Here is a 14,312-nt window from a genome sequence, read left to right as displayed (position 1 = left end):
CTTTACCTTCCTCTGCCAGGGTCACTTTTACGATCAGCCCAGGACGCCAGCGTCAACTCCGTTATTTCTTTAACCCTTCAATCAGGAGGAATCCAGTGAACATCCAGAAAGATGCTGGCCCCCAGCTTCTCCGGGACAAGCGCTATGCGTTCTTCCTCGACGTCGATGGAACACTTGCGGCTATCCAGCCTCGCCCGGATGACGTATTTATCCCTGAAGGCGTGATCGCGAATCTGCAAGAACTGGCTGAAGTGAATGAGGGCGCGCTGGCGCTGGTCTCTGGCCGCCCAATCGCCGAACTCGATCAGCTCGTTGCGCCGCTTCAGCTTCCGCTGGCGGGCGTTCACGGCGCCGAACGACGTGATATTAATGGCAAAACCGAATGTATTTCACTACCGGATAACGTGTGTGGCGAACTTGCAGTGTTACTCGGCGACGCCCTGGCGCAGATGCCGGGCACGCAGCTTGAAATAAAAGGGATGGCCTTTGCACTGCATTACCGTCAGGCCGAACACTATCAGCAAGCCATATGTGAACTTGCTGAAGCAATGACCAAACGCTATCCCATGCTGGCGCTCCAGCCGGGGAAATGCGTGGTGGAACTCAAACCGCAGGGTGTGAATAAAGGCGCTGCGCTGAATGATTTTATGCAGCAGGCGCCGTTTACCGGCAGAACGCCGGTATTTATTGGTGACGATTTGACCGATGAGGCAGGATTTAATACGGTCAATGCCATGGATGGGATCTCTATTAAAGTGGGTGAGGGCGAGACACAGGCGGCATACCGGCTACCTGACGTCGCATCGGTCCATCACTGGCTAAATCAAACATTATTACAATTAGATCAAGACGATAAATCGTCGGTAAGGAGTCAAGGTTATGAGTCGCTTAGTAGTCGTATCTAACCGCATCGCAGTTCCTGACGGTTCCAAAACCAGCGCGGGCGGGTTGACCGTGGGCATTATGGATGCGCTTAAGACCACCGGAGGATTGTGGTTCGGCTGGAACGGCGATATCAACGAGGGTGAGGAAGAAAGCGAGGAGCTGAACCTGTTTGAGCAGGATAATGTGACTTACGCCTCCTTTGCACTCAATCAGCACGATTACGATCTCTACTATCTGCAGTTCTCCAACGCCGTTATCTGGCCTGCCTTCCATTACAGACTCGATTTGGTTAACTTCCAGCGCGAGGCGTGGGAAGGCTATTGTGACGTAAATACCCAACTGGCCCAGCGCCTGCTGCCGTTACTCAAGCCGGATGATGTCTTATGGATACACGATTATCATCTGCTGCCGTTCGCCGCCGCGTTACGCAAGCTGGGCGTGAATAACCGTATCGGATTCTTCCTGCACATTCCTTTTCCAACGCCGGAAATTTTCAACGCGTTACCGCCCCATGAAGAATTACTGGAAATGCTGTGTGAATACGATCTGCTGGGCTTCCAGACGGAAAGCGATCGTACCGCGTTTCTTGAAAGCCTCTCGCTGCTGACCCAGGTGCAGAGTGACGGGAAAAAACATCGTGCGTTTGGCAACAGTTTCGCGACAGAAGTCTATCCGATCGGCATTGAGCCAGACAGCATCAAAGAGATGGCTGAAGGCCCGCTACCGCCGAAAATGGCCGCGATGAAACGCGAACTGGGCGATGCAAAAAATATTATCGCCTGCGAACGCCTGGACTACTCGAAAGGCCTGCCGGAACGCTTCCTGGCATACGAAGCGCTGCTGGAAAACTATCCTGAGCATCGCGGCAATATCCGTTACTCTCAGATCGCACCGACCTCCCGTGGCGATGTGCAGGCCTATCAGGACATCCGCCATCAGCTTGAAACGGAAGCCGGCCGTATTAACGGTAAATATGGCACGCTGGGCTGGACGCCGCTTTACTACCTTAATCAGCATTTCGATCGCCGTCTGCTGATGAAAATTTTCCGCCTGACCGATATCGGCCTGGTAACGCCGCTGCGTGACGGGATGAATCTGGTGGCTAAAGAGTATGTGGCAGCACAGGACCCGGAAGATCCCGGCGTGCTGGTGCTCTCCCGCTTCGCCGGTGCAGCGAATGAGCTGACCTCGGCCCTTATCGTTAACCCTTACGATCGCGACGAAGTGGCCGCTGCCCTTAATCAGGCAGCCACGATGCCGCTGAATGAGCGTATCTCTCGTTATAACGATATGATGGCGATACTGCGTAAGAACGATATAACCCACTGGCGTAAGTCATATATGAAAGATTTGCTGGCTATTCCAGTCCGGACGAAAGAGCAAGGAGAGGCCAGTAAAGTGGCCACCTTTCCGCGACTAGCATAAGCCATGCCATGTATACACAAAAGGCGATCTCAGATCGCCTTTTTTTGTGAGTTCACCTGTGGGAAATCCGCATGACAAAGGCAAAAGAGGGCCATTTTAAAAGAAAAAAGTAAAAAAATGTCTGTTTACTAAAGAATTAAGCGCAGACGCCGATACTAACCCCGGTTACCTCAAACCTCATCCCAAACATTCATATCCTTAATATACCCCCTGTTACATTTGCTGTCAGGCCGTAAACACAAGCCTGCCGGGCTTTACAAAACCTTTTCACCCTCCCAGCAATTGTTGATGTCTGTCACATTTTTGTCTTCTTTTACCTCCTCAATTGTCACCTTTAGTGATTATTTAATATGCGTTACGCCGGGTTGTTATCAGAATTTAACCCCTATAATTTAAGGTAAGCTAGCATTAATAACTAAATAAGATCGCCATCACATTTCTAAACCGTACAAAGCTCGTGAAATGAATGATTTTCATTTGTAAAAGTGCGTTAACAGGTAATTTTTAACAAATTGGGCGGTTTTTGATTACTTAGCGTACTAATCAACAGTATTGCTGAAGGGTTATTTTAGTAAAGATCGCCAAAAAGTGTGATCTGGATCACACTTTATCTAAAATTAAGGGTGGCTCACGTTGTATGTCGAAATCAGAGCAGATAGAGTTGCCTTGTTTTCGGATTAGTCTTAAAAGAGCGTAAGAAAACGATAGGGAAGAGCCGGAAAACCTCAGGAGCAGTAACTGGCAAAATGGGTTAATGACTACTTTCTGTGAGACGCCTTAAGGCACCTTACAGCTTCGCAAACGTTTGGCTTCTGCCACTAATTTTTTTGCCATTTTTAGCTTTACCTAGCAGCAACCAAGGTAGCGGCGTTGTCCGCAAACGTTTATGTAGTGTCAGTCAGGACGGAACAGAAATGGGTACAACAGAATTACTCAAACATATTTACGATATCAACTTGTCTTATTTGTTGCTTGCACAACGCCTTATTAACCAGGAAAAAGCCTCGGCCATGTTCCGGCTGGGTATTGACGAAGCGATGGCCGATGTACTGGCTCAACTGACACTGCCAGAAATGGTCAAGCTCGCTGAAACAAATCAGCTGATTTGTCAGTTCCGTTTTAATGACCACACCACTATTAACCGCCTGACTCAGGAGTCACGCGTGGACGATCTTCAGCAAATCCACACGGGCATTCTGTTATCCAGCCGTTTATTACGCAACGCTTCTGCAAAGCAAGATGAGCTGCCGAAAAAGAGGGCGAGTTAATGAGTGATAAAAGTATTGTACAGGAAGCACGCGATATTCAGCTGGCGATGGAATTAATTACCCTCGGCGCCCGTCTGCAAATGTTAGAAAGCGAAACGCAGCTCAGCCGCGGCCGCTTAATTAAGCTTTATAAAGAACTGCGCGGCAGCCCGCCGCCAAAAGGGATGCTTCCTTTCTCTACCGACTGGTTTATGACCTGGGAGCAGAATATTCACTCTTCTATGTTCTGCAACGCCTGGCAGTTTTTACTCAAAAGCGGGTTGAGCAAAGGCGTGGACGCTGTGATCAAAGCCTACCGGCTCTACCTTGAGCAGTGCCCGCAACAGGATGAAGGCCCCCTGTTAGCGCTGACACGCGCCTGGACCCTGGTCCGGTTTGTCGAGAGCGGCATGCTTGAACTGTCTGACTGCAAATGCTGCGGCGGAAGCTTTATTAATCATGCGCATCAGCCGGTGGGCAGCTTTGTTTGCAGCCTTTGCCAGCCGCCATCCAGAGCAGTAAAAAGACGTAAACTTTCGGTAGAGTCTGCCGATAACATTTCACAACTGCTGGATGAACCTGTCAAACAAGCTGTTTAACAGAGCTCCCCACGTGGAATGAATCCAGCAGCGGTTATTTAACCGCTGCTTTTTTTTTGCCTGAGGCTGAATGAAAAGGCCTGCCGCACACAGGAATCATCCACCCACTCGTCACCAGACGTAAGGATTGAATGTGTTAATTATTATAGGGTACATCCTGGTTACCGCGTCGGTGTTGGGCGGGTATGCCATCGTTGGGGGCCATCTTGGCGCGCTATATCAGCCTTCAGAGCTGCTGATAATAGGTGGTGCCGGGATAGGTGCATTTATTGTGGGCAATAACGGCAAGGCGATCAAAGCGACGTTGAAAGCCTTTCCACTCCTGATGCGTGGCTCAAAATATAATAAAGCCGTTTATATGGATCTGATGGCGCTGTTATACCGGCTGATGGCGAAATCTCGCCAGCAGGGGATGCTGTCACTGGAGCAGGATATTGAAAGTCCGCAGGACAGTGAAATTTTTGCTAATTACCCGCGCATTCTTGCCGATAAAAGATTAGTGGACTTCATTACCGATTATCTCCGTCTGATGGTCAGCGGCAATATGAACGCGTTTGAAATCGAAGCGCTGATGGATGAAGAGATTGAAACCTACGAGCATGAATGTGACGTTCCTGCTACGGCCATCGGCGCAGTGGGAGACTCTCTTCCCGCTTTCGGCATCGTGGCGGCGGTAATGGGCGTGGTGCATACCCTGGCATCAGCAGATCGTCCGGCAGCCGAGCTGGGCGAAATGGTTGCCCACGCGATGGTCGGCACTTTCCTTGGCATCCTGCTCGCCTATGGATTTGTCTCTCCGCTGGCTAGCGTGCTGCGCCAGAAGTGTGCTGAGTCCACCAAAATGATGCAGTGCATTAAGGTGACGCTGCTCTCCAGTCTGAATGGCTACGCGCCGCAGATCGCCGTTGAATTTGGCCGTAAAACGCTCTACTCAACGGAACGACCGTCGTTTACCGAACTGGAGGAGCACGTCCGTAACGCGAAATCGCCCGCGAAACAGACATCGGATCAGGACGCATGAAGAACAACCACCCTATTGTGCTGGTCAAGCGCAAGAAGCATAAGAGTCATGATGGCGCACACGGTTCATGGAAAATTGCTTACGCAGACTTCATGACCGCCATGATGGCCTTTTTTATGGTGATGTGGCTGATTTCGATCTCTACACCTCAGCAGCGGGTGCAGATTGCTGATTACTTTAAAACGCCGCTGAAGACGGCGGTGACCGGCGGGGCACGCAGCAGCGACAGCGTCAGTCCGATTCCGGGCGGCGGTGAAGATCCGACGCAGCAGCAGGGAGAAGTCCATAAAGTGCCCTCGATGGACGCACAAAAGCGCAAGCTGGAAGAGATCCGGCTGAACCGGCTGCGTGAACGACTGGATCAGCTGATCGAAGCCGATCCCCGGCTGCGGGCATTGCGGCCTCATTTGATTATCAACATGGTTGAAGAGGGGCTGCGTATCCAGATTATCGACAGCCAGAACCGACCGATGTTTAAAACGGGCAGTTCGGATGTAGAGCCTTATATGCGCGACATACTGCGTGCGATTGCGCCCATCCTGAACGACATACCCAACAGGATGAGCCTGGCAGGCCATACAGATGACATCCCTTATGGCAACGGCGACCGGGGATACAGTAACTGGGAGCTCTCCGCCGATCGCGCTAACGCTTCGCGCCGGGAGCTGACCATCGGTGGCCTGGCCAGCAATAAAATGCTTCGTGTGGTCGGCATGGCCGATACCATGAAACTGAAGAACCGCGGCGCGAATGATGCCGTTAACCGCCGGATTAGCCTGCTGGTATTGAACCACGATACCGAAGAGCAGATTGAAAAGGAAAACTCGGAAAGCGATACCATGCAGATTAGCGACCCCGACGCGGCAAGTTTTAAAAATATAGCGGCACCGGCGATACCCGGCGATGCCAGCAAAAACCCAGACCCTCAACTCTCACAGGCTGAGTCTGCGGAAAGTCAGGTAGTACCGGCGGCATCCGTCCCGGCAGCGCCTGCGTCAGCAGTTCAGACCGATCGCGACTCACAGCAGAGGTGATACCGTGAGCATGGATATCAGCGATTTTTACCAGACGTTTTTCGATGAAGCCGACGAACTGTTGGCCGACATGGAACAACATCTGCTGGGGTTAGATCCCCAGGAACCCGATTCGGAGCAGCTTAACGCTATCTTCCGTGCGGCCCACTCCATAAAAGGCGGGGCTGGGACCTTTGGTTTTACCGTGCTGCAGGAAACGACGCACATTCTGGAGAATATTCTCGACGGTGCCCGCCGCGGCGAAATGCAGTTAAGCACCGACATCATCAACCTGTTTTTGGAAACCAAAGATATTATGCAGGAACAGCTCGATGCCTATAAAACCGCCACGGAACCGAATGCCGAGACGTTTGAATACATCTGTCAGGCGCTGCGTCAGCTTGCCCTGGAAGCCAAAGGTGAAGTGACCCCAGCCGCGACAACGGCAGCGCCCGCAGCGACGCCGGTAGCGACCGGCGGCGCACTGCGCCTGGCGCTGGTCGATCTGAAGCCGTCAGAAATTCCGCTTATGCTGGAAGAGCTGGGCAATCTTGGCACCGTCTCTGAGGTGATCAAGGGCGAAACGTCGGTAGAAGTTACCCTGGATTCCTCAGTGGGCCAGGATGATATCGTCGCCGTCCTCTGCTTTGTCATTGATGAAGCGCAGATCAAATTCGTTGATGCGCCAGCGGTAGCGGCTCCGGCGGCAGAGCCAGAGGTGATGGAAGCGGTCGTCGAGGCGGCGCCTCAACCGGCTGTCGTCAGTGAAATCGCGCCAGCGGCTAAGCGTGAAAGCGCGAAGAAAGCGGCGCCGAAGGCAAGCGAATCTACCAGCATCCGCGTAGCGGTAGAAAAAGTCGATCAGCTGATCAACCTGGTAGGCGAACTGGTGATCACGCAGTCGATGCTGGCTCAGCGTTCCAACGAACTTGATCCAGTCGCACACGGCGATCTGCTGAACAGCATGGGCCAGCTGGAGCGCAACGCCCGCGATCTCCAGGAGTCGGTGATGTCCATCCGTATGATGCCGATGGAATACGTTTTCAGCCGCTTCCCGCGTCTGGTGCGTGATCTGGCCAGTAAGCTGGGTAAAGAAGTCGAGCTGACGCTGATGGGAAGCTCAACCGAGCTGGACAAGAGCCTGATCGAACGCATTATCGATCCATTGACTCACCTGGTCCGTAACAGCCTCGACCACGGCATCGAATCGCCGGAAAAACGTCTGGCGGCGGGCAAACATGCCGTCGGTAACCTGACGCTTTCCGCGGAACATCAGGGCGGCAATATCTGCATCGAAGTTAACGATGACGGCGCCGGGCTGAACCGCGAACGTATCCTGGCCAAGGCGCTCTCTTCGGGGCTGCCGGTCAGCGAGTCGATGAGCGATGAAGAAGTAGGGATGCTTATTTTTGCCCCTGGTTTCTCGACGGCGGAGCAGGTTACCGATGTTTCCGGCCGCGGTGTCGGCATGGACGTGGTGAAAAGAAATATTCAGGAGATGGGCGGTCACGTCGAAATCTCTTCTAAGCAGGGTAAAGGCACCACCATCCGTATTCTGCTGCCGCTGACGTTGGCGATTCTGGATGGCATGTCCGTGCGCGTGGCGGATGAAGTCTTTATTCTGCCGCTGAATGCGGTCATGGAATCCCTCCAGCCGCTGGCAGACGATCTGCATCCGCTGGCGGGCGGCGAGCGCGTGCTGGAAGTGCGCGGCGAATATCTGCCGCTGGTCGAGCTGTGGAATGTGTTTGACGTGCAGGGTGCGAAAACGGAAGCGACTCAGGCCATCGTGGTTATCCTGCAAAGTGCCGGTAAGCGCTATGCGCTGCTGGTGGATCAGCTGATTGGTCAGCACCAGGTCGTGGTGAAAAACCTGGAAAGTAACTATCGCAAAGTGCCGGGGATCTCGGCGGCCACCATCCTGGGTGATGGTAGCGTGGCGCTGATTGTCGATGTTTCGGCACTTCAGTCTCTCAACCGTGAAAAGCGCGTGGCGGGAGCCGCAGCCTGACTTAACCGATTAAGGGTAGAACTATGACTGGAATGGCAACTGTCACTAAACTCGCTGGCGAAACCGTGGGTCAGGAGTTTCTGGTGTTTACACTGGGTGACGAAGAGTACGGCATCGATATTTTAAAAGTGCAGGAGATCCGCGGTTACGATCAGGTTACCCGCATCGCTAACACGCCGCAGTTCATTAAAGGGGTGACGAACCTGCGCGGCGTTATCGTTCCTATTATCGATCTGCGCATTAAGTTCGCGCAGCCGGATGTGGAATATAACGATAATACCGTGGTGATCGTGCTGAACCTTGAGCAGCGCGTGGTTGGAATTGTGGTGGATGGCGTTTCTGACGTGCTGTCGCTGAGCCAGGATCAAATCCGTCCTTCGCCTGAATTCGCGGTCACAATGTCAACCGAGTATCTGACCGGACTGGGTGCGCTCAACGATCGCATGCTGATTCTGGTCGATATCGAAAAATTACTCAGCAGCGAAGAGATGGCGCTGATGGATACGCTGCGCAGCGCGTAAACCCAATTTCATCATAACAGGGCCGATCCTCGTGCGATCGGCCTTTTTTATTGGCGAGCGGGTAAATGATTCGCCTGCTCAGCAACGACTTCGCCGGAATATTTACCAAAAAATAGCCCTCAGACCGCATAAAGATTCACCATGCAGGGCCGATAGATCCGGTGATGTTCCAATTTTTCAATACCAAGGGTGCTCCATGTTTACACGTATAAAGGTCGTAACCAGTCTTTTAATCGTACTGCTGGTCTTCGGCTCGTTGCAGCTGATTTCCGGCGGATTATTTATCCACGCGCTGACCAAAGATAAAAATAACTTTGTCATTGCACAGAGCTCCAGCCAGAACGTCTCATTATTTACCGATGCCTGGATTTCACTGAATCAGACGCGTATCACGCTTAATCGCGGCATGCTGCGTTTACAGAGCGAAACTGCCAACAGCATCAACAGCGAATCGCTGAACGCTATCAGTAAGCAGGGCCGCGCGCTGCTGGATGATGCGGAAAAATCCTTTCAGGCCTATCGCGCGATTCCAAACACGCCGGGCACCGATCCAAAACTGATTGCCAATCTTGAGCAGCAGTACGTTAACTATTCGACAGCGTTAAACACCATGCTGGAGCTGATGGTAAACCGGCAGCTGGTGGAGATGTATAAGCAAAACATCGAGCAAAAACAGAACGAGATGCAGGACGTCTACAGCGCCTGGCGTGATGCGCAAAACGTGCTGACCGCACAGGGCGTGGAAGCCAACCAGAGTGCTTATAACCTGATGCTGTGGGTTATTGGCGGCGTGATGCTGCTGGTGGTGGCGCTGATCGTGCTGTGCTGGTTTGGCCTGAAGCGCGTGCTGATTAAGCCCCTGCAGACCAACATTGGCCACATCAGCAAAATCGCCAGCGGCGATCTGACCAACAACATTGAAGTTGAAGGCCGTAACGAAATGGCAGTACTGGCCAGCAGCCTGCGCGATATGCAGCATGCGCTGGTACGCACCGTCAGCGACGTACGTGACGGTTCAGACGCGATCTATACCGGCGCCAGCGAAATCGCTGCCGGTAACAACGATCTTTCTGCCCGTACCGAACAGCAGGCTGCCTCGCTGGAAGAAACCGCCGCCAGCATGGAAGAGCTGACCGCCACCGTTAAGCAGAACGCCGAAAACGCGCGTCAGGCTTCACAGCTGGCGCTGAGCGCGTCAGAAACCGCGCTGAAAGGCGGCAAAGTGGTGGATGGCGTGGTGAAAACCATGAGCGACATCGCTGGCAGTTCGAAGAAAATCGCTGACATTACCAGCGTGATTGACGGTATCGCCTTCCAGACCAACATCCTTGCACTGAACGCCGCCGTGGAAGCTGCGCGGGCCGGTGAGCAGGGCAGAGGCTTTGCGGTAGTGGCCGGTGAAGTGCGTAACCTGGCGCAGCGTAGCGCGCAGGCCGCCAAAGAGATCAAAGGGTTGATTGAAGACTCTGTTGCCCGCGTCGATAGCGGAACTGTGCTGGTAGGCACCGCAGGCGAAACCATGAATGACATCGTGAACGCCGTTACGCGCGTCACCGACATCATGGGGGAAATTGCTTCCGCGTCCGACGAGCAGAGCCGGGGTATCGATCAGGTCGGCACAGCCGTAACCGAGATGGATCGCGTCACCCAGCAGAACGCCTCGCTGGTGGAAGAGTCAGCCACTGCGGCAGCGGCGCTGGAAGAGCAGGCAAGCCGTCTGACCCAGGCGGTAGCCGTATTCCGCGTGCGTAACGATCAGACGGTTAAAACCCTGAAACCGGCCATGGCAAAAGTTGCCTCTCCTAAAGCGCTGACGTCAAAAAACAGCGCGCCGGCGACCTCAGAAGGAAACTGGGAAACGTTCTGATTGCGTTAACAGCAAACCGGCAACGCCGCTTCGAACGGGCGGCGTTGCCGGTTATTCATCCGGATCAGGCGCCGGTAACAGGACCTGTCCGTAAAGAAGCAGGTTAAGGTTTCTGAAAGCCCGGCCCACGCCTGTTATGGCGCGGGCCGCTTTACTTCTTCTCCCTCTTATCTCTCATTACGTTTGTCAGCAGTCTGAATCCCGCCTTAATCAGAAGCGTTTTCAGCGTCTGAAAAGCGCGGAAGGTACGGCTGGCGATATTTTAAACACCGCCTCAGCCTCAGGCCGGTTTCCTGGCGTACTGCTTTCAGCTTTTTCTCTGCCGCCGGGCAGCTAATGGATTCCTTAATAAAGATCCCTCCGCCGCTGCCGATAATAAAGTCAAATGACCCTTTACCGAGGTAGATATGTTTAAACGTATGAAAGTGGTCACCGGTCTGATCGGTGTCCTGGCGCTGTTTGCCGTTTTACAGCTTGGCACCGGCGGTCTGTTCTTCCAGACCGTGAAAAATGACAAAGATAATTTCGCTTTTAACCAGCAACTGCGGAATCTACAGCAGGCGATGGGTACCTCATGGGTTTCCCTGGTTCAGGCACGTAACACGCTTAACCGTGCCGGTATTCGCTATTTACAGGATTCCACGCAGTCCGGCTCCGGTACCACAGTGAAGGAGCTGCTGGCGGAAGCGCGCGAAGAGCTGACGCGTGCGGACAAATCCATGGTGATCTTTGACGCCAACCTTTCTGAAAAAGGGAAAACGGCAGAGAACGTCAAGGCGCTGCATAACGACTATAACCAGCTGCATACCGCGCTTACCGAACTGATCGGCATGATGGAGAGCGGCAGGTTTGACGAATTTGTCGCCCAGCCGACCCAGGGCTATCAGAATCAGTTTGAGAAAACCTACAACGCCTGGCTGGAGACCAATAACCAGCTTACGGCAGAGGGCGTGGAAACAAATGAGAACGCCTATCTGCGTACGCTGTGGCTGCTGATGATTGTCGCCTTTGTCACGCTGGCGGTCATCGCACTGGCCTGGCGCGGCATTCAGCACATCCTGCTGCGTCCGCTGAACAGCAATATCGAACATATCAGACATATCGCACGCGGCGATCTTACCCAGTCCATCGAGGTGGAAGGGCGCAGCGAGATGACCCAGCTGGCTGAAAGCCTGCGTGAGATGCAGCAGTCGCTGGTGCGTACCGTCAGCGACGTCCGCGACGGTTCTGACGCTATTTTCACCGGCGCGAGCGAAATCTCAGCGGGCAACAACGATCTCTCCTCACGGACTGAGCAGCAGGCGGCCTCGCTGGAACAAACGGCAGCCAGCATGGAACAGCTGACCGCGACGGTTAAGCAGAACGCCGAAAACGCCCGTCAGGCATCACAGCTGGCGCTGAGCGCTTCCGAAACCGCACAGAAAGGCGGCAAGGTAGTGGATGGCGTTGTGAAGACAATGAGCGATATCGCCGGTAGTTCGAAAAAGATTGCGGATATCACCAGCGTGATTGACGGCATCGCCTTCCAGACCAATATCCTGGCACTTAACGCGGCAGTGGAAGCGGCCCGTGCGGGTGAACAGGGGCGTGGCTTTGCGGTCGTTGCCGGTGAAGTCCGCAGCCTGGCGCAGCGCAGCGCCCAGGCGGCCAAAGAGATCAAAAGCCTGATTGAAGATTCCGTTGCCCGCGTCGATACCGGCTCGGTGCTGGTAGAAAGCGCAGGCGAAACCATGTCCGATATCGTCAGCGCCGTCACCCGCGTTACCGACATCATGGGGGAAATTGCCTCCGCCTCCGATGAGCAGAGCAAAGGGATTGACCAGGTGGGTACCGCCGTAACGGAAATGGATCGCGTCACCCAGCAGAACGCCTCGCTGGTGGAAGAGTCCGCCGCTGCTGCTGCCGCGCTTGAAGAGCAGGCGAGCCGGCTGAGCCAGGCCGTCGCCGTGTTTCAAATCCGTAAAGAAAATGTCATCCAGGCCGTTAATGTCCTTAAGACGATAAAAAACGAGCCGGCCACGCCGCGTAAAGCACTGGCCGCGCCCGCTTCAGAAGATAACTGGGAAACCTTTTAACTGACCTTTTGCCGCCCGGATGGGGCGGCTTGTCCAGGAGGCTTTGATGTTTAGTCGGATTCGCATCTCCACCACGATCGTTTTTTTGCTGGGTCTGTTTTGCGTGATGCAAATCGTTGCCGGTGGCCTGTCCTTTAATTCGTTTCGCCAGGATGCCGACAATATGCATCAGGTTGAAGCGAGCGGGGCGCAGCGTGATGCGCTTGGTCAGACCTGGGCCGCGCTGCTTAGCGCGCGCCTGACACTGAGCCGGGCCGGCACGCGTGCGGCGCTCAGTCTTCCGCGCGATAAAGTCACAAGTTTGATGACAAAGGCTCAGGAAGATCTCGATGCTGCCGATAAAGCCTATAAGGCATTTGCAGCATGGCCAGTGGCGGATCCGGCAATGAAGGACAATATCAAAGTCGTTTATGACAACTATGCCCAGGAGCTGAGCCAGTTGATTGTCTATCTGCAGAACTATCAGCTGCAGGATTTTCTGGATTCACCAACGCAGGGCGTGCAGGACAAGTTTCAGGGCGAATATAACCGCTGGATGCAGTATTTCGACCAGGAGCGGCTGGCAGCCAGCAAAGCAAGCCGCGGTTTTTATCAGCAATCGAAGGTGATCTTTTTCATCGCCGTGGTGCTCTCCCTGGTGGTAATGCTGACCGGCATACTGTGGGTGCGTAAGGCGGTCATTGCGCCACTGGCGCTGATGCGCGGGCACTTCGAACGCATCGCCTCGGGCAACCTGGGCGGCACGATTACTGCCGAAGGCCGTAACGAGCTGAGCCAGCTCTTCACCAGCCTGAAAGCGATGCAGCAGGCGCTGGCGGAAACCGTCAGCAGCGTGCGCGATGGCAGCCAGGCGATGCAGACCGGCATCCGTGAGATCGCCTCAGGCAATAACGATCTCTCGGCACGCACGGAGCAGCAGGCCGCCTCGCTGGCGGAAACGGCGGCAAGCATGGAACAGCTGACGGCGACGGTAACCGGCAACGCTGAGAACGCCCGTCAGGCCTCGCAGCTGGCCAAAGAGGCCTCGGTGACGGCGCACAAAGGCGGCTCGCTGACCGGAAACGTGGTAGCCACCATGAACGAAATAGCAGGCAGTTCGAAAAAAATCGGCGATATCACCAGCGTAATTGATGGCATCGCCTTCCAGACCAACATTCTGGCGCTGAATGCGGCAGTGGAAGCCGCCCGCGCGGGTGAGCAGGGAAGGGGATTTGCGGTGGTGGCCGGTGAAGTACGCAGTCTGGCCCAGCGCAGCGCGCAGGCAGCGAAAGAGATAAAAGGGCTGATTGAAGAATCGGTTAACCGGGTCAGTCAGGGCTCCGTCCTGGTCGCCAGCGCGGGTGAAACGATGGATGAAATCGTCCGTTCGGTAACGCGGGTCACCGACATTATGGGTGAGATCGCCTCCGCCTCCGACGAACAGCGTCGCGGAATCGAACAGGTGGCGGAGGCGGTCAGCCAGATGGATCAGGTAACACAACAGAATGCCGCGCTGGTAGAGGAAGCGGCAGCCGCCACAGAAGCACTTGAAGCACAGGCAGACTTCCTGACGGGCGCAGTGAGCAAATTCTCACTCAGCGACGCAGAGATGCCGGACCAGGTTGCCACGCAGGCCAACAGGGAACATGAATTGGCTTTAACCCCATAA

The 14,312-nt window shown here is 54.3% G+C and carries 11 protein-coding genes; all 11 read left to right on the top strand.

Annotation, left to right across the window (positions count from 1 at the left end):
* Positions 1–95 precede the first annotated feature (95 nt).
* The 11 genes from otsB (at position 96) to EA20_RS0119085 (ending at position 14,312) form a co-directional block, all read left to right on the top strand.
* Positions 96–905: a trehalose-phosphatase gene (gene otsB / locus EA20_RS0119140; RefSeq protein WP_024968368.1), complete on the top strand. Its 810-nt coding sequence runs from the start codon at positions 96–98 to the stop codon at positions 903–905.
* A complete protein-coding gene (gene otsA / locus EA20_RS0119135; RefSeq protein ID WP_024968367.1) occupies positions 880–2,310 on the top strand; it encodes an alpha,alpha-trehalose-phosphate synthase in 1,431 nt (476 codons plus the stop codon). Before otsB ends, otsA begins: the two co-directional genes overlap by 26 nt.
* A gap of 914 nt (positions 2,311–3,224) precedes the next feature.
* A complete protein-coding gene (flhD, locus tag EA20_RS0119130; protein WP_024968366.1) occupies positions 3,225–3,578 on the top strand; it encodes a flagellar transcriptional regulator FlhD in 354 nt (117 codons plus the stop codon).
* Positions 3,578–4,156 (top strand): flagellar transcriptional regulator FlhC, encoded by a 579-nt coding sequence (flhC, locus tag EA20_RS0119125; protein WP_024968365.1) that lies wholly within the window; start codon positions 3,578–3,580, stop codon positions 4,154–4,156. Before flhD ends, flhC begins: the two co-directional genes overlap by 1 nt.
* Positions 4,157–4,289: 133 nt before the next feature.
* The gene (gene motA, locus EA20_RS0119120; RefSeq protein ID WP_024968364.1) at positions 4,290–5,177 is read left to right on the top strand and encodes a flagellar motor stator protein MotA; all 888 of its coding nucleotides are present in this window, start codon (positions 4,290–4,292) and stop codon (positions 5,175–5,177) included.
* Positions 5,174–6,211, top strand: a complete 1,038-nt coding sequence (gene motB, locus EA20_RS0119115; protein WP_024968363.1) for a flagellar motor protein MotB — start codon at positions 5,174–5,176, stop codon at positions 6,209–6,211. The genes motA and motB overlap by 4 nt, the downstream gene beginning before the upstream one ends.
* Positions 6,212–6,221: 10 nt before the next feature.
* Positions 6,222–8,201, top strand: coding sequence for a chemotaxis protein CheA (gene cheA / locus EA20_RS0119110; RefSeq protein ID WP_024968362.1), 1,980 nt, complete (start codon positions 6,222–6,224; stop codon positions 8,199–8,201).
* A 23-nt stretch (positions 8,202–8,224) separates the two neighbouring features.
* Positions 8,225–8,722: a chemotaxis protein CheW gene (gene cheW, locus EA20_RS0119105; RefSeq protein ID WP_024968361.1), complete on the top strand. Its 498-nt coding sequence runs from the start codon at positions 8,225–8,227 to the stop codon at positions 8,720–8,722.
* A gap of 196 nt (positions 8,723–8,918) precedes the next feature.
* Positions 8,919–10,589: a methyl-accepting chemotaxis protein gene (locus EA20_RS0119100; protein ID WP_024968360.1), complete on the top strand. Its 1,671-nt coding sequence runs from the start codon at positions 8,919–8,921 to the stop codon at positions 10,587–10,589.
* Between the two features lie 407 nt (positions 10,590–10,996).
* Positions 10,997–12,664, top strand: coding sequence for a methyl-accepting chemotaxis protein (locus EA20_RS0119090; RefSeq protein WP_024968358.1), 1,668 nt, complete (start codon positions 10,997–10,999; stop codon positions 12,662–12,664).
* Between the two features lie 46 nt (positions 12,665–12,710).
* The gene (locus EA20_RS0119085; protein ID WP_024968357.1) at positions 12,711–14,312 is read left to right on the top strand and encodes a methyl-accepting chemotaxis protein; all 1,602 of its coding nucleotides are present in this window, start codon (positions 12,711–12,713) and stop codon (positions 14,310–14,312) included.

This window comes from Pantoea sp. IMH, assembly GCF_000599885.1.
Classification (GTDB): domain Bacteria; phylum Pseudomonadota; class Gammaproteobacteria; order Enterobacterales; family Enterobacteriaceae; genus Erwinia.
Note: the sequence above shows the minus strand (reverse complement) of the source record. Positions and strands in the feature narration are given on the sequence as shown.

Bases quoted from the DNA above. Each gene is read 5' to 3' on its own strand.
- otsA (WP_024968367.1), top strand. From the start codon at position 880: ATGAGTCGCTTAGTAGTCGTATCTAACCGCATCGCAGTTCCTGACGGT.
- flhD (WP_024968366.1), top strand. From the start codon at position 3,225: ATGGGTACAACAGAATTACTCAAACATATTTACGATATCAACTTGTCT.
- flhC (WP_024968365.1), top strand. From the start codon at position 3,578: ATGAGTGATAAAAGTATTGTACAGGAAGCACGCGATATTCAGCTGGCG.
- motB (WP_024968363.1), top strand. From the start codon at position 5,174: ATGAAGAACAACCACCCTATTGTGCTGGTCAAGCGCAAGAAGCATAAG.
- cheA (WP_024968362.1), top strand. From the start codon at position 6,222: ATGGATATCAGCGATTTTTACCAGACGTTTTTCGATGAAGCCGACGAA.
- cheW (WP_024968361.1), top strand. From the start codon at position 8,225: ATGACTGGAATGGCAACTGTCACTAAACTCGCTGGCGAAACCGTGGGT.
- EA20_RS0119100 (WP_024968360.1), top strand. From the start codon at position 8,919: ATGTTTACACGTATAAAGGTCGTAACCAGTCTTTTAATCGTACTGCTG.
- EA20_RS0119090 (WP_024968358.1), top strand. From the start codon at position 10,997: ATGTTTAAACGTATGAAAGTGGTCACCGGTCTGATCGGTGTCCTGGCG.
- EA20_RS0119085 (WP_024968357.1), top strand. From the start codon at position 12,711: ATGTTTAGTCGGATTCGCATCTCCACCACGATCGTTTTTTTGCTGGGT.